Consider the following 21211-nt stretch of genomic DNA (forward strand, 5'->3'; position numbering starts at 1 on the left):
CACGTGCCCGCACAGCGCGTTGAAGCAGGAAGCCCCCGGAAGGGTCAGACGACCCAGGCCGGAATCCCTGGACTTTAGGCCAGGGAGCACGTCAAAGCCTCACGCTCCCGGCCGCACCACGGACCCCGGCGATCGTCAGGACGACGATCCGCACGGTCCTCGACGCGCACGGCCTCGCCGACATGACCGACGCGGCGGTCCAGGTGACGAGCGAACTCGCCGCCTGTGCCTGCCGTTTCACGACCTCCCCGGAGGTGTACGTATGCCTCCGCTACCGGGAGGACGCCCTCCGCGTGGTCCTCTACGACGCGCACCCCCGCCACCAACACCCCCGCCTCGCCGCCGCCTGCGACGCCCGCCGGCGCTCGGCGCTGCGCCTGTCGGCCTGCGTGGTCCGGGCCTGCGGCGGCGACTGGGGCTTCGGCGACGCCCGCGAGCCCGGCGGGGGCACGCGGATGTGGGCGGTACTGCCGAGGGAGGGGGCCCGTGCGTATCCAGCGTGAGCGGGTCGTGATGGCCAAGCGCTGAATGGGCGTTGGTTTGGGTCTCCGGGCCCATGCCGGGCAGGCGGTCGTTTCCTAACCTCGGGCGGAGTTGTGCGCCAACCGGGGGGAGGGCACATGCCACGGTCGCTGTCGGCGGCGTTGGTGCTCGTGCACACACTGTTCGTCGCCACCGTGCTCGGCGGGATCGGTCTGCTGCTGACGGCCGGGTCGTACGGCGCCCTCGACGGCGGTGTCGTCGCCCTCGTCGCGTATGCCGCCGCGCCCGGAGTGCTCGGCTGGTGGCTCGCCCGGCGGAGCTGGGAGGGCGGGGGCCGGGTCCGGTGGGCGCTGATCGGCGTGCAGGTGTGGCTGATACTCGGAGGGCTCGCCAACCTCACCGGAGGTTCGGCGCGCGGGGGCATCCAGCTCTTCCTGCCGGTCCTCATCCTCTACTTCCTGCTGCAGTCCGAGAGCCGGCAGTGGTACGAACTCCCGGTGCCGGCGCGGGCCGAGCGCCGTCCCTTCTCGCTCGCCCGGATGATCCGGTGGCGGCGGGGGGACGAGGGGCAGACCGCGGTCGAGTACGCCGGCCTGGTCGCGATCGTGGCCGCCATCGTGCTGGCGCTGGTGGTCAGCGGCCTCGGCACGCAGATATTCACGAGCATCGAGGCCCAGGTCTGCAAGGTCGTAGGGATGGGCTGCGCAGGCCCGGCGGACAACGGCACCGACACCCACGCCTCCGGCGACACCGGCGGCGCCACGACCGGTGGGGGCACGGCCGACGGCAGTACCTCCACTGGTGGCGGCTCCTCGACTGGCGGCGGGACGACCGGTGGTACCGCGACCGGCGGCAATACGACCGATGGCGGCACCACCACCGACGGCGGCGACCGGTCCACCGGCGGCACCACCACCGACGACGGCGGCCGGACCACCGGCGGCGACCAGACCACCGACGACACCCCCACCACCGAGGCCGACAACAACGACAACAGCGGCGGCCCCGACGAGAAGAAGGACGACGGCTGTTTCTCCGGTGTCGGTGCCTTCTTCGGGTGTGCCGGTGATCAGCTCAAGCAGGTCGGTCAGGGGATCTTCGTCGACGGTATCTGGGGGGACGTCACCGGGATCTGGGACATGGTCACGAACCCGGGAGACACCCTGAGCGGGATCGCCGACTACGGCAAGCAGCTCGGGCAGGACTGGCTGGAGGACTCCGAGGACGCCGGGAAGAAGTGGTCGGACGGCGACTACTTCGGCGCCATCCGGGACTGGGGCGGAGCCTCGCTGAACACGGGCAAGACGGTCCTGTGGGACGTGTTCATCGGCGACGACGTGGCCGAGGACTGGAACAACGGCGAGAAGACCCGTGCCGTCTCCCACGTCATCTGGAACATCGGCTCCCTCTTCATCCCCGGCTACGACGTCGGCAAGGTCGTCGAGAAGGTGGGCGAGCTCGGCAAGCTCGGCAAACTGGGGAAGCTGGGCAAATTCGCGGAGCAGGCGGGCGAGGCGGCGGAGGACGCCAAGAAGGCGGCCAAGGCGGGTGACGTCGAGGGCGCCGAGCGGGCCGCGAAGGAGGCGGACGAGGCGGCCGACGAGGCCGAGCGGAAGGCACGTGAGTCCGGCTGCACGATCGCCGCGCCCGCCCGCCGCACCCCCTACGGGGGCGGTGGCGGCCTCATGGGCGGCGCCGGCACGGGAACCACCGTCCTCGCCGCGGGCGGCCCCCGCTACGTGCTCCTCGCCCAGGAGGGCTGTGACGAGGAGGCGAAGAAGGAGGCCGCCGAGGCCCGCAAGCAGGCGGACGAGGCGGACGAGGCCGCCGAGGACGCGCGGCGCGGGAGCGGCAAGCCGGCCAACGAGTGGCAGGCGGGGGACGACGTTCCCGGCCCGGCGCGCGGCAAGGTGCTCAAGTTCCCCAACAAGCGTCACACGATCAGCGGAGCGTCAGGCGGTCAGGTCAAGGAGCGCAACACGGTGATCCTCAGGGGCAACGAGGACCTCGTACGCTCGGACATCGAGGGCATCGCCAAGGGCCGGGCGAACCTGCTGCCGGACGGGAACACCTACGAGATCAACGGCCGCAGGTACGAGGTGGAGGCCAACGGGACGGTCTTCCCCAAGTCCGGTCCGGGACTGGTCGAGCTGGACCGCATCGAGTACGCCGCGCTGAAGGAGATCGCGCGGAACAAGGGCGACCTGGGAAAGTCGCAGCAATTGCAGCGCGACCCCAAGTTCGTCAACAATCCCGCGAAGGTGCAGAAGGCCAAGGAGATCTACGACGGGACGTACAAGTGATCGCGAACCTCTTCACCGTCGCGGAGCCGGCGCCGGCCCACCTCCGAGGGGCCCTGGCCGACCTGCTGGCGGTCCCGGAGGACGCGGTGGACGTGGCCGACGCGGACGGCGACCAGGAAGGACGGCACTGGGAGGCTCCCGTGCTGTGCACCTACCGCCGGCTGCCGCCGGGTGACCTCGCCCTCGAACTGGACCTCACGGTGGAGGACGGCACCGCCGGACGCCTCACGGAGGGAGGGCTCGCGCAGGGCCTCGCGGTGAGGACGGGCAGTTCCGTGCTCCACCCTTCGGAGGTCGAACTGCCGAGTGCCTACTGGGTGGCAACGCCTGACGGTCGTTCGGTCAGGTGCCGCCTGGAGGCGCTGGACACCGAGGACGACACGGCGTACCGCGTCGAGGCGGTGGAGGAGCCGGTGGCGGACCTGCCGGACGCGCGGGTCGAGATCCTTCCGGAAATTCTGGACAGGCAGCCCATCGGCACCCCCGTGGCCGACGCCTACCTCGCCGGCTGTCCCACCGGGACGTCGGCGAGCCTCGAGGGGCGTCTCCACTACGACCTGCGCGTATGGGAGCGGCTGGTCCGCCGGCTGGAGTCCGGCTGGAGTCCGGGCGGCCGATACCGGGAGGACCTGTTCCGGCGGGACCTTCAAGCCCGCGACGCTCTCGCCGACATCGCCCCGCATCTCACGGGGCCCCGCGCTAACGGCCTCCGCTCCGCGCTGGCGCGGCTGGACCTGATCTACCGCGACCACACCGAGGGACCGGAGCGCACCCGCGCCGGCGCGGACGGGACAGCGGAACGCTGGTGGCGCAGCCGTCGCCCGAGGACCATCCCCTGGTGACACCCGGCTGCTCCGGAGGGACGCCCGAGGCAGTCGGGAGCGCGGTCGGTCGGGGCTCGGGGGGCGTCAGCCGGACGAACCCGTGGTCGCGCCCATTCTGTGGGCGGAGAGCGTGAGCAGGAACTCCGCCCGGTCGTGGGCCGAGTCCAGACGTGAACCGGTGATCTCCTCGATGCGGCGTACCCGGTGCCGGACGGTGTGCCGGTGCACGCCGAGCTTCGCGGCCGCCGTCTCCCAGTGGCCGTTGCAGTGCAAGAACACCTCGAGGGTTTCGAGCAGGCTGCCCCGGCGTACGCGATCGTTCTCCTGCAGGGGCCCGAGCACGAGTGCGCCCAGAGCACGCAGTGACTTGGGGGGAATGGCCCGCGAGCAGCAGGGCGTGCAGTCGCAGGCCGGTGTGGGCCTGCAGGGGCCACCGCTCGGCGTGCGCGAGCCGTGCGGCGTGACGGGCCTGCCGGAGCGAGGTGTCCGCCTGTGCCAGCGGGACGACATCGCCCAGTCCCGTCGCGCTGACCACGCTGCCGTGCTGACGTGCCACATCCGCCAGTTCAGCGGCGACCTGCTCGGCGGCTGCCACCGGGTCCCGCACTGCGGGCATGCCTCTGGCATCCGGGCGCCTCTATGGCCGCGCGCTCCACCTCGTACTGGCCTTCCGCCACCTTGTCCGCCACGGCCTGGATGATCGCCACGAAGGGCGTGGGCAGGGGCACGGAGAACAGCGGAAGCCCGAGCCGGTCCGCGGCCCCGACCATCGGCGCGGGCACGCGGGCGTGCGAGAGGCCCACTCCGAATCCCAGACCGGCCACCCCGGCCGCGGCGAGGCACTCAACGTACTCGACGCGTTTCTCCGTCGTGCGCGGCAGTCGAAGCCCCGTGGTCAGGACCACTTCGCCGCCGGACAACCACGGGGTGGGGTCGGCCAGTTCGATCCCGTGTGCCCAGCTCAGGTGAGGGTCGCACGGGCACAAGGGCGCCTCACTCGGCTTCCACCGTCACCCGCACCCCCGGCCGAAGTCCCCACCCGGCCATCGTGCCCGCCGCCGACTCCAGGACGTGGCGGGAGCGGGGGCGGGGGCTGCCGAGGCGGTTCGGCCGCATGGTGCGGACCGCGAGGACGCGCAGGTCGCGGTCGAGGTAGGCGACGTCGATCGGGATGCGCATGCGGAAGGTGTGCACGCTGTTGGCGGGGGAGAGCAGGATCGCGCCGTCGACCGAATCACGGCCCAGCAGACCCTTGGTACGGGCGCGGTAGGAGGTCGCCAGCTCCAGCGGGACCGTCACCGGTGCCGAACCGTGCACGATCAGCCTGCCCCGCCCGTCACGCCGGCGCCGTCCCATGCCGAACCGCCCTCCCGCCGAGTCCTGTTCCCTGCCGACCGACCGTATCCGCGGGGGAGTGGGCCCCGCATGGGTCCACGGGCCCATGCCCCGCGCGCACGCCGCGGCTAGGGTCCCGGCGTGCGCGTACTTGTGACCGTCGTGGCCGTGCTGTGGGGCACGGGGACCGGACTGCTGCTGCCCCGGGCCGCCCACCGGTTCGCGGTCGGCGCCGGGGAGGCCTGGAGCGCCCGGTGCCCGGGCGGGCATCCGATCACCGGCCGGTTCGGGGGCTGGGTGGGCCGGGCCCGCTGCACGGCCGCGGTGGCCGGGTGCGGACCGTACGGGCCGAGCGCCCGGGTCGTCGCGGCCGTGACCGCGCTCGTCTGCGCCGCGCTCGCCGCCGCCACCGGGCCGCGCCCCGAGGCGGCGGTCTGGCTGCTCGCCGCGCCGGCCGGCGTGCTGCTGGCGCTCGTCGACCGCCGCGTGCACCGGCTTCCGGACGTGCTGACGCTGCCGCTGGCCGCCGCGACCGTCGCCCTGCTCGGTGTCGCCGCCGCCCTGCCCGCCGCCGCGGGCTCCTGGCCCACCGCCCTGCTCGGCGGACTCGCCCTCGGCGCCGCGTACTTCGTGCTGTTCCTCGTCAACCCGGCCGGCATGGGCTTCGGCGACGTCAAACTCGCCCTGGCGCTCGGCACGGCCCTCGGCTGGTACGGCTGGCCGGTCCTCGTCGTCGGCGCCTTCGCCGGGCTGCTCTACGGCGCCGGCTACGGCCTTGGGCTGGTGGTGCTGGGCCGGGCGGGCCGCAAGTCGGCCATCGCGCTGGGGCCGTTCATGCTCGGTGGAGCCTTGACGGGGCTGCTGCTGGGGGCGTTCGCGGCGGCGTGAGGCGCGCAACGGGCGGGAGGAAGCCCGCATGACCGGACTCGGCGCCGTCCTCCGACCCCAACCGCCCCCGAACGGCTGCACGCGATCGCCCGCCTCGCCGACGACACCGGAGCGCCGCCGCAGACGCGTCCGCCGTCGCCGAGGCGGTGAGGGCCCTCGCCGGCGCCGGCACGGTGATCCTCCAGCCGACCGGGGACGAGCCGGACCCCGGAGGGCCTCGTCCGCTTCGCGGCCGAGGACGTGCGCGCCCGTATATAGGAGGCGGCGGGTGACCGTTTTCGGGGACGATCACCCGTATGGCAGACCGTCAGCACCCTTCCGCCCGCTCCTTCGAGGACCTCGTCGCCGAGGGGGCCGCCGTTCCCACCGAGGGGTGGGACTTCTCATGGTTCGCTGGCCGGGCCACCGAGGAGCGGCCCTCCTGGGGGTACGCCGTCTCGATGGCCGCCCGGCTGGCCGGGGCCCGTGCCGTGCTCGACGTGCAGACCGGCGGCGGGGAGGTCCTCGACTTCGCGCTCGGACGGGCCGCGGCCGCGCCCGCGCTGCTCGCCGCAACCGAGGGCTGGCCGCCGAACGTGGCCAAGGCCACCGCACTGCTCCGCCCGCGTGGCGTCGTGGTCGTCGACTCCCCGGAGGACGCGCCGCTGCCGTTCGCCGACGGCGCCTTCGACCTCGTCGTCAGCCGGCACCCCGTACGCCCGCACTGGACGGAGATCGCCCGCGTTCTGGAGCCCGGCGGGACGTACTTCGCGCAGCACGTCGGGCCCGGCAGCGTCTTCGAACTCGTCGAGCACTTCCTCGGGCCCCAGCCGGCGCAGTCGCGCGAGGCCCGCCACCCCGACCGGGAGCGCGCGGACGCGCGGGCGGCCGGTCTGGAGGTCGTCGGCCTGCGCGCCGAACGCCTGCGCATGGAGTTCCACGACATCGCCGCCGTCGTGCACTTCCTGCGCAAGGTGATCTGGATGGTCCCCGGGTTCACCGTCGAGGCGTACGAGCCCCGGCTGCGGGCGCTGCACGAACGCATTGAGGCGCGGGGGCCGTTCGTGGCACACAGCACCCGCCACCTCTTCGAGGCCCGCAGGGCGAGGTGAACACCCAACCGGGGGAGCCTGTTCTCACATCGTTACCGCCTGCCCCTTCGAGTCACCCTTTCACCAAAGGTAAAGTTCAGACCAAGGAAATTCGCGTGAGCAAAGTCACGCGGTCGGTATCGCGTGGCGGAGGGGGCTGTGCGGTGCCACGATGCTGAGCGGTCTCCGGCCGGCCCGGAGGCCGGTGCGGGCGGTGCCGTCGGCGTCAAGCGGACGTTCGCGACCGGGTCGCCCTCGGGAGGGATCCGGGGGCAACGCGCCGTGCGACCCCCAAAGGGCCGAGCCTCTTCGCTTCTCGTCGGATGTTGGCCGCTTTGCCGCTGATTCCGCCGTGATTCGGCCATGATCAGGTGCGGAATGACGGGGTCCGGCGCTCCGGTGCGCTCTCCATGCGTCGTCGCACGACTTCGGAGAGTAATTTTGTCGCGTCTGGGCACACACCAGCCCTTACGAAGGGTTATGGTGGAAACCCCCCCTCGGGCCGGTCCGTCTCCCCCCCACGGACCGGCCCGTTTTCTTTGGGAGTCGCGAGGGCCGCGTCTGATACACCAGGGCGCGCACAGCGCCCTGTTGAGGGACGCTTGGCATGCCGGGGGTAGGCTTCGCCCCCGGGGACCGCCATACGGACCAGGCCGCCGCACGGACAGGGAACGCCCCCGGCCGCGCCTGTCCGATCCATACGGAGGGGCTGACGAACACGTGAACCTGCGCGACAAGCTGCGCGGCCTGCTGGTCAGGCTGTACGCACGCCGGGTGGAGGGCCACCTGGACCCCGCTCAGGTGCCCAAGCACATCGGCGTCATCATGGACGGCAACCGGCGCTGGGCGAAGGCCGCCGGTTCCACCACCGCCCAGGGCCACCGGGCCGGCGCGGACAAGATCGAGGAGTTCCTCGGCTGGTGCACCGAGACGGAGGTCGAGGTTGTCACGCTCTGGCTGCTGTCCACGGACAACTTCGACCGGCCCCAGGAAGAGCTCGTCCCGCTCCTCGGCATCATCGAGGACGTCGTGCGCTCCCTGGCCGCCGACGGCCGCTGGCGCGTCCACCACGTCGGCACCATGGACCTGCTGCCGCCGGTCATGCAGGCCACCCTCAAGGAGGCCGAGGAGGCCACCGCACACGTCGACGGAATAGTCGTCAACGTCGCCATCGGCTACGGCGGCCGGCAGGAGATCGCCGACGCCGTGCGCTCCATGCTCCTCGACGCCCACGACCAGGGCACCTCCATGGAGGACCTCGCCGAGTCCGTCGACGTCGAGATGATCGGCCGCCACCTGTACACCAAGGCCCAGCCCGACCCGGACCTGGTCATCCGCACCAGCGGGGAGCAGCGGCTGTCCGGATTCATGCTCTGGCAGACGGCGCACTCCGAGTACTACTTCTGCGAGGTCTTCTGGCCGGCCTTCCGCAAGGTCGACTTCCTGCGCGCGCTGCGCGACTACGCGGCCCGCCACCGCCGCTACGGCGGCTGAGGACGTACCCCTTCCGTCACCCGGGTGCCACCTCTTCACGAGGAGTTCATTCGTGCGTCGTTCCGCGTATTTGCATGGCGGCGCATCTTCGAGGGCATAAGGCAAACAGGTCGACACCCGAACCACGGGCGTCGGATCTCAGCGGGCGGCCCGGGGCCGTCCGCCCGGGAGGCCCTTTGTACGAGCCCGACCGTGCGGTCACAGCACGGACGAAGACGTGGAGGGCCGGTCCGCGGCCCGCCGTGTGCGGGGGCCGTCGACCGGTCCAGCTCCATCTCGTCGCTCCCCGACCTCATCCGAGGGGGTACGTCCTTCCGTGGTGACCAGCGCAAAGCGCCACAAGCCAGACCGGCGCACCTACGTTCTCGACACCAGCGTCCTGCTGGCGGACCCGAACGCCCTGACCCGCTTCGACGAGCACGAGGTCGTGCTCCCCATCGTCGTGGTCACGGAACTGGAGGCCAAGCGGCACCATCCCGAGCTCGGCTACTTCGCCCGGCAGGCCCTGCGCCTGCTGGACGACTACCGGGTCCGGCACGGCCGCCTCGACGCCCCCATCCCGATCGGGGACCTCGGCGGAACGATCCGGGTCGAGCTCAACCACTCGGACCCCGGCGTGCTGCCCACCGGCTACCGCCTGGGGGACAACGACTCCCGCATCCTCGCGGTCGCCCGCAACCTGCAGGCGGAAGGGTACGACGTCACCGTCGTCTCGAAGGACCTGCCGCTGCGCATCAAGGCGTCCTCCGTCGGCCTGCTGGCCGAGGAGTACCGCGCGGAGCTCGCCATCACCGACTCCTCCGGTTGGACCGGAATGTCCGAACTCACCCTGCCGGGTGAACAGGTGGACGTCCTCTTCGAGGAGGGGCACCTCCACGTCCCGGAGGCGGTCGACCTGCCCGTGCACACCGGTCTGACGATCCAGTCCGAGCGGGGCAAGGCCCTGGGCCGCGTCACGCCCGAGGGTGGCGTCCGCCTGGTGCGCGGCGACCGGGAGGCGTTCGGCATCAAGGGGCGCAGCGCGGAGCAGCGGATCGCCCTGGACCTGCTGCTCGACCCGGACGTCGGGATCGTGTCGATGGGCGGCCGGGCCGGCACCGGCAAGTCGGCGCTGGCGCTGTGCGCGGGTCTGGAGGCGGTCCTGGAGCGCCGTCAGCACCAGAAGGTGATGGTCTTCCGTCCGCTGTACGCCGTCGGCGGTCAGGAGCTCGGCTATCTGCCGGGTACCGAGGCGGAGAAGATGAACCCGTGGGCGCAGGCGGTCTTCGACACGCTGTCCGCGGTGACGTCCCGGGAGGTCATCGAGGAGGTCACCGCGCGCGGGATGCTGGAGGTGCTGCCGCTCACCCACATCCGCGGCCGCTCGCTGCACGACGCGTTCGTGATCGTGGACGAGGCGCAGTCACTTGAGCGGAACGTCCTGCTGACCGTTCTGTCCCGGATCGGCGCCAATTCGCGGGTGATTCTCACTCATGATGTGGCGCAGCGGGACAATCTGCGGGTCGGTCGCTACGACGGTGTCGTCGCCGTCGTGGAGAAACTGAAGGGTCACCCACTCTTCGCGCACGTGACACTGACCCGGTCCGAGAGGTCCCAGATCGCGGCCCTTGTGACCGAAATGCTGGAGGACGGGCATATCTGATCCGATCCGCCCACCCTCAAGCGGTGGTCCGGGAGTTGGCGCCGTCCGGCAAAGGCCTGAGCCTAGCCGGGCGGCGTCCGCGTATGTGGACGTTTGAAGAAATCCCCTGGGCCGAAGGGGATGTGAGCTTTCACACGCAACTCGGAATTGCCTTGCGGCGTTGGATTACGGCAGAGTCTCACTCCTGTCAGGCCCCGCATACGACACATCTGCACCCCCAGCGGTCCAGCGACACCTGAGCAACGCGCTCCAACTCCATAGCGTCGTCGTATGCCGCCCGAGCACCACGCGGCGCTCCCCTCGAGGGAGTTGCCCACCGGGCCCGTGCCTCCCGTGACCCCGCAGTTGGGAGGCCAGTGCCAGGGGCACGATTGCGTCCGCCAGGGTCACCGAAGCGGGCGATGCTGGAAGGAAACCGTGTGAGCCGGATCTCGGTCCGGGGATTCGCAGTGGCCTCCGCCACCGCGGTCACCGCTGTCGGAAGCGTCGTCGGCGTTGCCTCGGGCAGCACCGCGCAGAACAACGACGCCGAGGCGATGGCAGCCGACGCGACGCTACTCGCGGACATCCCCGCGGGGCAGCAGGCCCAGGTGCAGACCGCATCCCTGGCACAGCAGGCCGACGCACAGGCCATCGCCGCGGACGCGAGCGCCAAGAAGGAGGCGGAGCAGGCCGCACGCAAGGCCGCCGCCCAGACGGCGATCGCCAAGAAGGCGGAGGCCGAGAGGGCCGAGAAGGCGGCGAAGGAAGCCAAGGAGCGTGCCGAGCGCGAGGCGGCGGCCAGCCGTTCCGCGGCCCGCGACGCCTCCAGCTTCGCGGTGCAGAGCTCGTACACCGTCGCGCAGATCCAGGCGATGGCGCGCTCGATGGTGCCGGCCGGCCAGTTCCAGTGCTTCAGCAACATCGTGAACCACGAGTCCAGCTGGAACTACCGGGCGGTCAACCCCTCTTCCGGCGCGTACGGCCTGTTCCAGGCACTGCCGGGCTCCAAGATGTCCTCCGTGGGCGCCGACTGGCAGACCAACCCGGCCACCCAGATCAAGTGGGGCCTGAACTACATGGACAGCCGCTACGGCAGCCCCTGCGACGCGTGGAACTTCTGGCAGGCCAACCACTGGTACTGAGCCGGACCGCCCGCCGCACTCAACCTCCGCGCAGCCCCTCCCCGTCTTAGGGGGAGGGGCTGTTGCCCTGTACGGTCGGACCGGACGGCTCCTGGGGGGAGTGGTGGGGAGAGACGGGGGAAGAGGACGGATCATGTCGCGAGTGCCAGGGTGGCTCGGCCGACTCGGCGCCGGACTCACCGAAATGGGTGAGCGGTTGGACGAGCGCCGAGCCGAGGTGGAGAACGATCACACCGACCACACCGGGCCGGAAGCGGACGTGGACGCCCAGCCCCTGCCGGACGCGACCGCCCGGCCCGACCCCGCCCAGGCCGTGCCGTGGGGCGTACGGGTGGCCGCGGAGGCCGGCTGGCGGGTGCTGGTGCTCGCGGGCACCGTGTGGGTGCTGATGCGGGCCATCAGCGCCATCCAGCTGGTGGTGCTCGCTTTCGTGACCGCGCTGCTCATCACGGCGCTGCTCCAGCCGACGGTGGCGTGGCTGAGGCGGTACGGGCTGCCGCGCGGGCCGGCCACCGCGCTCACCGCGGTCCTCGGCTTCATCATCATGGGGCTGATCGGGTGGTTCGTGACCTGGCAGGTCATGGAGAACATCGACACGCTCTCCAGCCAGATACAGGACGGCATCGACCAGCTGCGCAAGTGGCTGCTGAACAGCCCCTTCCATGTCACCGACAAGCAGATCAACCAGATAGCCAAGAACCTGCGGGAGGCGATCGGCGCCAACACCGATCAGATCACCTCGGCCGGCCTTCAGGGCGTGACGGTGATCGTGGAGGCGCTGACCGGGATTCTCCTGACGATCTTCTCCACGCTGTTCCTGCTCTACGACGGCCGGCGCATCTGGGAGTGGACGCTGAAGCTGGTCCCGGCGGCAGCGCGTCCGGGCGTGGCCGGTGCCGGTCCGCGGGCCTGGCGCACGCTGACCGCGTACGTGCGCGGCACGGTGGTCGTGGCGCTGATCGACGCGATCTTCATCGGGCTGGGGATCTACTTCCTCAATGTGCCGATGGCGGTGCCGCTGGCCGTCTTCATCTTCCTGTTCGCCTTCGTCCCGCTGGTGGGCGCGGTGGTGTCGGGCGCGCTGGCGGTGGTCGTGGCCCTGGTCACCCAGGGGGTCTTCACCGCGGTGATGGTCCTGGCGGTGGTGCTGGCGGTGCAGCAGATCGAGGGGCATGTGCTGCAACCGTTCATCCTGGGCCGCGCCGTGCGGGTGCATCCGCTGGCGGTGGTCCTGTCGGTCGCCGCGGGCGGGCTGATCGCGGGGATCGGCGGCGCGGTGGTGGCGGTGCCGCTGGTGGCGGTGACGAACACGGCGGTCGGGTATCTGCGGGCCTATGCGCGCGAGCAGGAGCGGCGGCAGGCGCGGGTGCCGGAGGCGGCTCCGGCGGGGCCGGCTCCGCCGGAGCCGGCCACCGTGCCGTCCGGCGCGGGGAGTCCGGGCTCGGGGAGTCCCGAATCGAGCTGAAACCACCGAACCCCGTCCACCCTCGAGGGGGGACGGGGTTCGACCGTGCGGTGCGCGTTACTGCGCGAGGGCCGCTTCCGCGTCCAGGGTCGCCGCGACGGCCTGGACGACCGCGGCGATCTTGAAGGCTTCCTGGATGACCTCGCGGTCCACGCCGGCCTTGCGCAGGACCTGCTCGTGGGAGTCGAGGCACATGCCGCAGCCGTTGATGGCGGAGACGGCGAAGGACCACAGCTCGAAGTCGATCTTGTCGACGCCGGGGTTGCCGATGACGTTCATCCGCAGGCCGGCCCGCAGGGTGCCGTACTCCTGGTCGGACAGGAGGTGGCGGGTGCGGTAGAAGACGTTGTTCATCGCCATGACGGCCGCCGCGGCCTTCGCCGCGGTGTACGCCTCCGGCGACAGGTTCGCCTTCGCCTCCGGCTCCAGCTCACGCAGGACGATCGGCGAGCGCGAGGCGATCGCCGTCGCCAGCACCGTGCCCCACAGCTGCTGCGCGGGCAGGTCGCTGTTGCCGATGACCGAGCCCAGGTTGAGCTTCAGGTCCTTGGCGTAGTCCGGGACGGCGGACTTCAGGGAGTCCAGGGACATGGGGTCACTCCCCCGCCAGCAGGGCGACCGGGTCGAGGGTCTCGTCGCCCTTGGTCCAGTTGCAGGGGCAGAGCTCGTCCGTCTGGAGGGCGTCGAGGACCCGCAGGACCTCCTTGGGGTTACGGCCGACCGAGCCCGCCGTCACCATGGAGAACTGGATCTCGTTGTTCTGGTCGACGATGAAGACCGCGCGCTTGGCGAAGCCGTCCTCGCCCTCGATGCCGAGGTCGCGCATCAGCTCGTGCTTGGAGTCCGCCATCATCGGGAACGGCAGGTCACGCAGGTCGTCGTGGTCCTTGCGCCAGGCGTGGTGGACGAACTCGGAGTCGCCGGAGAAGCCGAGGACCTGGGCGTCGCGGTCGGCGAACTCGTCGTTCAGCTTGCCGAAGGCGGCGATCTCGGTCGGGCACACGAAGGTGAAGTCCTTGGGCCAGGCGAAGATGACCTTCCACTTGCCCTCGTAGGTCTTGTGGTCGATCGTCTCGAACTCCTTGCCCTTCTCCAGCGAGACGCAGGCGGTCAGTTCGAACTCGGGGAACTTGTCACCGACAGTGAGCACGTGCTCTCCTTGCAGCGAAGAAACACCCGTCGTACTGGTGTTTCCCATGGGTTGGACGATGCTGATGTTGGCACACGGTGCATTGATTACAGAAATAGCTACACTCGGTCGGGTTGATCGGAGGTAGTTATCAGTGACCGTCAGTAGTCCCGGGAAGCGCAGGCAGCCCAGCCTGTCCCAATTGCGCGCCTTCGCCGCCGTCGCGGAGCATCTGCACTTCCGGGACGCCGCCGCGGCGATCGGCATGAGCCAGCCGGCCCTCTCCGGTGCCGTCTCCTCGCTGGAGGAGGCACTCGGTGTCACACTGCTGGAGCGTACGACGCGCAGGGTGCTGCTCTCGCCCGCCGGTGAGCGGCTCGCCGTCCGGGCCAGGGCCGTGCTCGGGGAGGTCGGCGCCCTGCTGGAGGAGGCCGAGGCCGTCCGGGCGCCCTTCACCGGCGTACTGCGGCTCGGCGTCATCCCCACCGTCGCGCCCTATCTGCTGCCCACCGTGCTGCGGCTCGTCCACGACCGCTACCCCGACCTCGACCTCCAGGTCCACGAGGAGCAGACCGCCAACCTGCTGGACGGGCTCGCCGGCGGGCGGCTCGACCTGCTGCTCCTCGCCGTGCCCCTCGGCGTGCCCGGCGTCGTCGAACTCCCCCTGTTCGACGAGGACTTCGTCCTGGTTACCCCGCTCGACCACCGGCTCGGCGGCCGGGAGGGCATACCGCGCGAGGCCCTGAAGGAACTCAATCTGCTGCTGCTCGACGAGGGGCACTGCCTGCGCGACCAGGCGCTCGACATCTGCCGCGAGGCCGGGCGCGAGAACGCCCCGGTGACGACGACCGCCGCGGGGCTGTCCACCCTCGTCCAACTCGTCGCCGGCGGCCTCGGCTGCACCCTGCTGCCCCGCACCGCCCTCAGGGTCGAGACCTCCCGCGACAACCAGCTCCTCACCGGCTACTTCGCCGACCCCGCCCCCTCCCGCCGTATCGCCCTGGCCATGCGCACCGGCGCGGCCCGCGCCGCCGAATACCGGGAACTGGCCGCCGCCCTGCGCGCGGACCTGCGCCCCCTGCCGGTGCGGGTGCTGGACGGTGGCGGGCGGGACTGAACCCCGGGGTGTGGGGGCCCATGGTGGGGCCTCCCCGTCGCTTCTGGCCGTGCCTGTCTGCCCGGTCGCGCAGGGAACCGGCCTCCCTGGACCGGACCGCGCACGCGACGCGTGTCGCCGCCTCGGGGACGAGTACGCCGGGGACCAGTGCGCCCACAACCGCTCGGGGCGCGCGGCTGAGCATCCGCAACTCGTGTTCAGTCTCCAGGAGCGGTACTCGATGGCGATGTGGCGTACGGCCGCCTCGATCTGGGTGGAGACGACTCCAGGAGGTCGTCCGCATCGAAGGTGGCAGGCGCGGTGTCCCGTGCCTGCCACACCATCACCGCGGCCAGTTCCATGCGGGTGCTGGGCCTCCGAGCCTCCCGTGGCCGATGGCTCCGGCTGGCGATCGCTCCTGCCTGTCCATGTGATGACGTTTTACCGCCCTGCGACAACCCTCGGCGCCCCTGAAGCGTCGGTTCCACTGGGGCAGGTGCTGATTGTCACGTCCGTAATGGGGCGGATCAGGGGGCCTTTGTCATAGACGGTGGTGTTAGCTTTCTGAGCTGACCCGGACCACGCACCTGAGTGACAGCCGAGACGGAAGCGGAGCGTACGGACCCATGGGACGAGCGGAAGAGAGACGAGCGCGACAGCGCGGTGGCCGCCGCGCGGCGCCCCAGCGCTCGTCCGGGACACCGGCGGCCGGCATAGGACCCGTGGGCGACGGCAGGGCCGCGGCCCGGCGGGCGGCGAGGCCGAAGGGGAGGAGCGGTATGCGCCGCCTGTTCACCTGGAAGAAGATCCTCGGCACCTTCCTCGGCCTCTGCCTGCTGGGCATGGGCGCCTTCATCGTGCTGTACATGGTCGTGGACATACCCGAGGGCAACGCCGACGCGCAGCGCCAGAGCAACGTCTACAAGTACAGCGACGGCACGATCCTGGCCCGCAACGGCAAGATCAACCGCGAGATGGTGGACCTGTCCAGGGTGCCCAAGGACGTCCAGCACTGCTTCGTCGCCGCCGAGAACAAGACCTTCTACACCGACTCCGGCGTCGACCTGAAGGGCACCGCCCGCGGTCTGCTCAACACGCTGTCCGGCAAGGGCGCGCAGGGCGGTTCGACGATCACCCAGCAGTACGTCAAGAACTTCTACCTCAACCAGGACCAGACCATCACGCGCAAGCTGAAGGAACTGGTCATCTCGCTGAAGGTGGACCAGCGGATGTCGAAGGACGACATCCTCGCCGGCTACATCAACACCAGCTACTACGGCCGGGGCGCCTACGGCATCCAGGCCGCCGCGCAGGCCTACTACCGCGTCGACGCCAAGGACCTCACCGTCGAGCAGGGCGCGTACCTGGCCGCCCTGATGCAGGCTCCGAGCCAGTACGACTGGGCCGTCGCGAGCGACACCGGCAAGCGGCTCGCGCAGCAGCGCTGGAACTACGTGCTGGACAACATGGTCGAGCAGCGCTGGCTGGACGCCGGCAAGCGGCAGGCCATGAAGTTCCCCGTCCCCAAGGAGCCCAAGCCCGCTCCGGGGCAGGAGGGCCAGAAGGGCTACCTGATCGCGCTGGCCAACCAGCAGCTCGAACAGCAGCTGATGAAGGACCAGGGCCTGAGCCAGGGTCAGGCGGAGCAGGCGGTCGAGGACCAGGGCTGGACCATCACCCTGAACATCGACAAGAAGAAGCAGGCCGCGCTGGAGGAGGCGGTCAAGGCGCAGCTGACCAGCAAGCTGGACGCGAAGAAGCGGACGGTGGACGGGCACGTCCAGGCCGGTGCCGTCTCCGTCGACCCGGAGTCCGGGCACATCCTCGCCCTGTACGGCGGCGAGGACTACTTCAAGCACTACCTCAGCAACGCGACCCGGCGGGACTTCCAGCCGGCCTCCACCTTCAAGCCGGTGATCCTGGCCGCGGCGCTGGAGGAGGACTCCAGGACCCAGGACGGCCGGCCGATCACGGCGAACACCGTCTATGACGGCACCAGCGGCCGTCAGGTCGTTGACCACGGCACCAAGGTCGGCTTCGGCCCGCCCAACGAGGACGACCAGAACTACGGCGACATCACGGTCCAGACGGCGATGAACAAGTCCGTCAACTCCGTCTTCGCACAGATGGGCATCGACGTCGGCATGGACAAGGTGATGGACGTCGCCGGCAAGCTCGGCATGAACACCAAGGGCATGCAGGCGGTACCGGCCCAGACGCTGGGCTCCATGGGCGCCAGCCCCCTGGAGATGGCCGGGATGTACGCCACCCTCGACAACCACGGCAAGAAGGTCACCCCGACCATCATCAAGTCGGCCGAGCAGAAGAGCCGTGCGGTCAAGATGGCCGACCCGGTCGGCGAGCAGGTCATCAGCCGCCAGGCCGCCGACACCGTCACCTCGGTGCTGACCGGCGTGGTCGACGACGGTACGGCGAAGGTCTCGGTGCGGGACAATCCGCGGCGCAACGGCCAGCAGGTCGCGGGCAAGACGGGTACCTCGGACGAGAACCGGTCCGCCTGGTTCACGGGCTACACGCCGGGCCTGGTCACCTCCGTCGGCCTGTTCGGCGAGAACCCGAAGACCCACGCGCACACCACGCTGAGCGGCGCCACCGGCCTCATCCCGGGCAGCGGCCGTATCAACGGCGGTGGCTACCCCGCGCAGATCTGGGCCGAGTACACCTTCGGCGTGATGGGGGCGACCAGCAAGTTCGAACTGGACACCAAGCAGGGTGCCGCCGTGCAGCCGTCCGTGTCCCCGTCGGTCACCGAGTCGCCGAGCCAGACTCCGTCCGAGACGCCCACCACCACCGCGCCGTCGGTGTCCGAGTCGCCCAGCGACACGCCCAGCCGGACGCCGTCGCAGACGCCGAGCCAGACACCGTCGCAGTCGCCGAGCGAGCCGTCGACGAGCAGGGAGCCGACGGACGGCCTCAGCGGCACCCCGCTCCTGCCCAACGAGCAGTGAGCGACGTGGGGTGAGCGACGCGCGGTGAGCAGTGCGAAGGGGCGCCCGGTCCGGCCGGACGCCCCTTTCGCGTGTCCGCGGGCTTCCGGCTCAGCCCTGGTTCAGCTCGAACCAGACCACCTTGCCGGTGCTCAGCCGGGTCGCGCCCCAGCGCCTGGCCAGCCGGTTGACCAGGTACAGTCCGCGTCCGCCCTCGTCCGTGGCGCGGGCCTGCCTCAGCCGCGGCAACTGCGGCACGTCGTCGCCGACCTCGCAGCGCAGCACATCGGTGCGCAGCAGGCGCAGGGTGACCGGACGGGAGGCGTAGCGCACGGCGTTGGTGACGACCTCGCTGATCAGCAGCTCCACGGAGTCGGTGAGCTCCTCCAGGCCCCAGCGGGACAGCGCCCGGCGGGCCAGGCGGCGGGCCTGGCCGGGGGCGGCGTCCTCCGGGTCCAGGGTCCAGTACGCCACGTCGCTCGGCGCGATGCCGTCGAAACGGGCGGCGAGGAGCGCGATGTCGTCGTCCCGGTCGCCCGGGCCGAGCATGTCCAGCACCTCGTCGCACAGCGCCTCCAGCGGCGGCGGATGGTCGGGGCCGGTGAGCTGCGCGGTCGCCGAGAGCTTCTCGCGCAGCTGCTCTATGCCCGTCCACACGTCCCGCAGGCGCGACTCGACCAGGCCGTCGGTGTAGAGCAGCAGGGTCGCCCCCGCCGGGGCGTCCAGTTCGACCGCCTCGAAGTCCACTCCGCCGACGCCGATCGGCGCGCCCGGCGGCACCCGCAGCACCTCCGAGCGGCCGCCCAGGTGCAGCAGGACCGGTGGCGGGTGGCCGGCGTTGGCGATGGTGATGCGGTGCTCGATCGGGTCGTAGACCGCGTACAGGCAGGTCGCCATGCGGTCGGAGCCCAGGCGCTGCGCCTGCTCGTCGAGGTGGTGCAGCACCTCCTGCGGCGGCAGGTCGAGCCCGGCCAGGGTCTGCGCGGTGGTGCGCAGCTGGCCCATGATCGCGGCCGAGGTCATGGAGTGGCCCATGACGTCGCCGACGACGAGGGCGACCCGGCTGCCGGGCAGCGGGATCGCGTCGTACCAGTCCCCGCCGACCCGCGCGGTCTCCGCGGCGGGCAGATAGCGGGAGGCCAGCCGTACGCCGGTGGGGCGGGGCAGCGTCTCCGGCAGCATGGTGCGCTGCAACTCGTCGGCGATGTACGCCTCACGGCCGTACAGCACCGCTTTGTCGATGCCGAGGGCGCTGTGCGTGGCGAGCTGTGCGGCGACGAGCAGGTCGTCGGGCTGGAACGCGTGGCGCTCCGGACGGCGCAGGAACAGCGCGGCGCCTATCACCCGGCGTCGGCCGCGCAGCGGGGCGAGAATGGTGCGCTGCCCGTCGGGCACGACCAACTCGGAGTCCTCGCCGAGGAGTTCCGTCAGCGCGGCGTGGGCGGACGCGGTGTCCGTGAACACCGGACGCACGCCTCGCAGCACCTCGCCCAGCGCGGAGCCGGGCCGTACCTCGCACAGCTCGTTGGTCACCGCCGACAGCTCGGCCGGCTGTTCCGGCACCGGCGCCGGCATGAACCCCAGCTCGGTGCCGCGCTCCGCCGGTATCCGGTCGGTGCGGCGCAGCCGCAGGACGAGCGGGCCCGCGGGCCGCTCGTCGCCCACGGGCAGCGGCTCGCGCAGATACACGAGGATGGCGTCGGAGAAGGTCGGCACGGTGGCCCGGCACAGCCCCAGGACGATCTCGTCGAGGTCCATGCCCCGGGCGATGCGCCGGGTGGCCGCCCCCACGAACCGCAAGCGGTCCCCGTCCCGCCGCATCGGCAGCGTCCGCCCGGGCGGCAGTCCCTGCCCGGTACGGCGCTCCTGGCCTCCGGGAGGCACACCGCGCCCGGCCCGGCGCTCCTGACCGCCGGGCCCGCCCGCCGTGCGGGACGCCTCGGCGTTCTGGTGCCCGGACTCGGCGCCGCCGGGGCTCCCGCCGTCGCCGGCCCTGGCCGCCGCGTCCGGCTGGGCGGGGATGCCCTCCGGAGCGGGGCGCGGACGGGGTGCGTCGGGCTCGGCGGACGCCGGCTGGGAGTGCTCGGAGCCGGCCGCGGCGGCCGGACGCGGCGCGTCGTCGGCCGGGCCGGACTGCAGCGGTAACGCCGCGGCCCCCGGGGCGGTGGGGGTACGCAGAAGCGCCCCACCGGCGTCCGCGGGGTCGGCGCCCGGCTGGGGGCGTTCGAAGGAGGTCGGCTGCTCCGTCACGCGTGTCGAATCCATCCGTCCGGGGCTGCGCGCCGGGCGCGCAGTTCGTCCCGCCGAAGACCCGATACCCGGAATACATGCCCCAGGAACGGATTTCCGGCGTGGTCAGAGGCTGTTGCTGTGCCACCGGCGAACCGACCGCGGTCCGCACGGGTGTTGCCCTCGTACCCCTCGCTCACGTCCTGCCGCTCCTCGGTGACGTTCGATCAGGCCCGATTGTTGCTCCGGGAGTTGGTACCGGCCCTTCGCCTACCGCGGAGGACGATCCTACGTTTCCCGCCCGGGGGCGCATCAAGGGTCTCATGAGGCCACACGCGTGGGCGTGCGGTTCCAGTCGTCCGGCAGTGACGGTACCTCCCAGGCCGGGTCCGGGCGCCACTGCTGCCAGGACTCGCAGAACGGAGCCCGCCAGGCGCGGATCGTCTCCACCGCGTCCCGGCCCGCGGCCCGGACCCGCTCGGCGAGTTCGGCGTCCACCAGCCCGTCCCGCTGCGCCTGCGCGAACTCGTCCTCGTCGCGCCAGTGCCAACTGCGGTCCGGATGAACGGAGATGTCCAGAAAGTGATCCTCGGAGTCGACCCCGCCCGCCCAGCGGGCCAGCGGCTCCTCCAGGTTGACGTACCAGTTCTTGAACCGCCAGCCGGGCTCCCAGAACAGCCATACCGACCAGGGCTCACCGGGCCGGGCCAGCTTCAGCACGCCCGTGCCGAACCAGCGGTCGCGCTGCACGGTGCGCGGCTTGGTGTAACGCGACGCGAGCGGTTCCAGGTGCACGGGCGTGCCGTCGGCGAGCACGGGTCTGACGCACTCGGTGCCGGGCGCCATCCACACGGCGAGCAGGCCCGGGTCGTCCTGTACGACGGTCACGGGCCGCACGATGTGGAAGCCCGCGCCGCCGTTCTCCCGGTACCGCCACAGGATCTGGCTGCCGGGGGTCCAGGGCGCGGTCACACCGCCCGTCGTCGCGCGTGCGGTCGCTCCGTCGTGTGCCATGGGCAAATATTAGGTGCCCGGGGCATCCTCCACGGTGCAGGACGTCATGGTTCACGCCCGGTCCGCACGTGGTTACTGGGACTCTTGCAGAAAGCCCCGGCGTTCACGCCGGGGATGAATGCATCTCAAGACTGCTCTGGCGTGCACCTTAGAGCGGGCGTTTTTGC

General features: G+C 71.3%; 18 protein-coding genes and 2 pseudogenes. 12 read left to right on the top strand and 8 right to left on the bottom strand.

From position 1 onward, the window contains the following. The first annotated feature begins 182 nt into the window (after nucleotides 1-182). The 3 genes from ACFY4A_RS40745 (at nucleotide 183) to ACFY4A_RS40755 (ending at nucleotide 3628) form a co-directional block, all read left to right on the top strand. Nucleotides 183-503 carry a hypothetical protein gene (locus ACFY4A_RS40745; RefSeq protein WP_390834366.1) on the top strand — a complete coding sequence of 107 codons (321 nt, stop codon included), beginning with the start codon at nucleotides 183-185 and terminating at the stop codon, nucleotides 501-503. 117 nt (nucleotides 504-620) lie between these two features. Next, nucleotides 621-2786 (top strand): Flp family type IVb pilin, encoded by a 2166-nt coding sequence (locus ACFY4A_RS40750; protein ID WP_390834367.1) that lies wholly within the window; start codon nucleotides 621-623, stop codon nucleotides 2784-2786. Further along, nucleotides 2783-3628, top strand: coding sequence for a hypothetical protein (locus tag ACFY4A_RS40755; RefSeq protein WP_390834368.1), 846 nt, complete (start codon nucleotides 2783-2785; stop codon nucleotides 3626-3628). Before ACFY4A_RS40750 ends, ACFY4A_RS40755 begins: the two co-directional genes overlap by 4 nt. A gap of 66 nt (nucleotides 3629-3694) precedes the next feature. Here ACFY4A_RS40755 and ACFY4A_RS40760 read toward each other — a convergent pair whose 3' ends face one another. From ACFY4A_RS40760 to ACFY4A_RS40770, 3 genes are all read right to left on the bottom strand, one after another. Beyond that, a complete protein-coding gene (locus ACFY4A_RS40760) occupies nucleotides 3695-3952 on the bottom strand; it encodes a helix-turn-helix domain-containing protein (RefSeq protein WP_390834369.1) in 258 nt (85 codons plus the stop codon). 224 nt (nucleotides 3953-4176) lie between these two features. Further along, nucleotides 4177-4596: a PucR family transcriptional regulator ligand-binding domain-containing protein gene (locus tag ACFY4A_RS40765; RefSeq protein WP_390834370.1), complete on the bottom strand. Its 420-nt coding sequence runs from the start codon at nucleotides 4594-4596 to the stop codon at nucleotides 4177-4179. A 7-nt stretch (nucleotides 4597-4603) separates the two neighbouring features. Next, on the bottom strand, nucleotides 4604-4966 hold the full coding sequence (locus ACFY4A_RS40770; protein ID WP_390834371.1) for a DUF192 domain-containing protein: 363 nt from the start codon (nucleotides 4964-4966) through the stop codon (nucleotides 4604-4606). Nucleotides 4967-5086: 120 nt separating this feature from the next. On the opposite strand from ACFY4A_RS40770, the gene ACFY4A_RS40775 reads away from it, so the two are divergent. The 7 genes and pseudogenes from ACFY4A_RS40775 to ACFY4A_RS40805 all read left to right on the top strand — a co-directional run bounded on the left by ACFY4A_RS40775 (nucleotide 5087) and on the right by ACFY4A_RS40805 (nucleotide 12628). Then, the gene (locus ACFY4A_RS40775; RefSeq protein WP_390834372.1) at nucleotides 5087-5833 is read left to right on the top strand and encodes a prepilin peptidase; all 747 of its coding nucleotides are present in this window, start codon (nucleotides 5087-5089) and stop codon (nucleotides 5831-5833) included. A gap of 116 nt (nucleotides 5834-5949) precedes the next feature. Continuing rightward, nucleotides 5950-6091, top strand: a pseudogene (locus ACFY4A_RS40780) (LLM class flavin-dependent oxidoreductase); the annotation flags it as partial. Between the two features lie 38 nt (nucleotides 6092-6129). Continuing rightward, entirely contained in the window at nucleotides 6130-6924 is a 795-nt protein-coding gene (locus ACFY4A_RS40785; protein ID WP_390834373.1) for a methyltransferase domain-containing protein, read from the top strand. A gap of 699 nt (nucleotides 6925-7623) precedes the next feature. Next, nucleotides 7624-8397 (top strand): isoprenyl transferase, encoded by a 774-nt coding sequence (locus tag ACFY4A_RS40790; protein ID WP_390834374.1) that lies wholly within the window; start codon nucleotides 7624-7626, stop codon nucleotides 8395-8397. 316 nt (nucleotides 8398-8713) lie between these two features. Beyond that, nucleotides 8714-10039: a PhoH family protein gene (locus ACFY4A_RS40795; RefSeq protein ID WP_390834375.1), complete on the top strand. Its 1326-nt coding sequence runs from the start codon at nucleotides 8714-8716 to the stop codon at nucleotides 10037-10039. 401 nt (nucleotides 10040-10440) lie between these two features. Next, nucleotides 10441-11163 (top strand): transglycosylase SLT domain-containing protein, encoded by a 723-nt coding sequence (locus ACFY4A_RS40800; protein ID WP_390834376.1) that lies wholly within the window; start codon nucleotides 10441-10443, stop codon nucleotides 11161-11163. A gap of 133 nt (nucleotides 11164-11296) precedes the next feature. Continuing rightward, the gene (locus tag ACFY4A_RS40805) at nucleotides 11297-12628 is read left to right on the top strand and encodes an AI-2E family transporter (protein ID WP_390834377.1); all 1332 of its coding nucleotides are present in this window, start codon (nucleotides 11297-11299) and stop codon (nucleotides 12626-12628) included. A gap of 57 nt (nucleotides 12629-12685) precedes the next feature. On the opposite strand, the gene ACFY4A_RS40810 is transcribed toward ACFY4A_RS40805, so the two are convergent. Further along, on the bottom strand, nucleotides 12686-13219 hold the full coding sequence (locus ACFY4A_RS40810) for an alkyl hydroperoxide reductase (protein ID WP_390834378.1): 534 nt from the start codon (nucleotides 13217-13219) through the stop codon (nucleotides 12686-12688). A 4-nt stretch (nucleotides 13220-13223) separates the two neighbouring features. Beyond that, nucleotides 13224-13778 (bottom strand): peroxiredoxin, encoded by a 555-nt coding sequence (locus ACFY4A_RS40815; protein ID WP_390834379.1) that lies wholly within the window; start codon nucleotides 13776-13778, stop codon nucleotides 13224-13226. 133 nt (nucleotides 13779-13911) lie between these two features. Here ACFY4A_RS40815 and ACFY4A_RS40820 point away from each other — a divergent pair, with 133 nt between their 5' ends. Then, nucleotides 13912-14874 (top strand): LysR substrate-binding domain-containing protein, encoded by a 963-nt coding sequence (locus ACFY4A_RS40820; RefSeq protein WP_390834380.1) that lies wholly within the window; start codon nucleotides 13912-13914, stop codon nucleotides 14872-14874. A 213-nt stretch (nucleotides 14875-15087) separates the two neighbouring features. Here the strand turns inward: ACFY4A_RS40820 and ACFY4A_RS40825 are convergent. Further along, nucleotides 15088-15215 (bottom strand): annotated as a pseudogene (locus ACFY4A_RS40825) (SPFH domain-containing protein); the annotation flags it as partial. Between the two features lie 264 nt (nucleotides 15216-15479). Here ACFY4A_RS40825 and ACFY4A_RS40830 point away from each other — a divergent pair. Beyond that, on the top strand, nucleotides 15480-17822 hold the full coding sequence (locus tag ACFY4A_RS40830; protein ID WP_390834381.1) for a transglycosylase domain-containing protein: 2343 nt from the start codon (nucleotides 15480-15482) through the stop codon (nucleotides 17820-17822). Between the two features lie 90 nt (nucleotides 17823-17912). On the opposite strand, the gene ACFY4A_RS40835 is transcribed toward ACFY4A_RS40830, so the two are convergent. After that, the gene (locus ACFY4A_RS40835; protein ID WP_390834382.1) at nucleotides 17913-20051 is read right to left on the bottom strand and encodes a SpoIIE family protein phosphatase; all 2139 of its coding nucleotides are present in this window, start codon (nucleotides 20049-20051) and stop codon (nucleotides 17913-17915) included. 300 nt (nucleotides 20052-20351) lie between these two features. Continuing rightward, nucleotides 20352-21044, bottom strand: coding sequence for a DUF402 domain-containing protein (locus tag ACFY4A_RS40840; RefSeq protein ID WP_390834383.1), 693 nt, complete (start codon nucleotides 21042-21044; stop codon nucleotides 20352-20354). Nucleotides 21045-21211: the final 167 nt, after the last annotated feature.

This window comes from Streptomyces sp. NPDC001292 (assembly GCF_042896465.1).
In the GTDB taxonomy this organism is placed as follows: domain Bacteria; phylum Actinomycetota; class Actinomycetes; order Streptomycetales; family Streptomycetaceae; genus Streptomyces.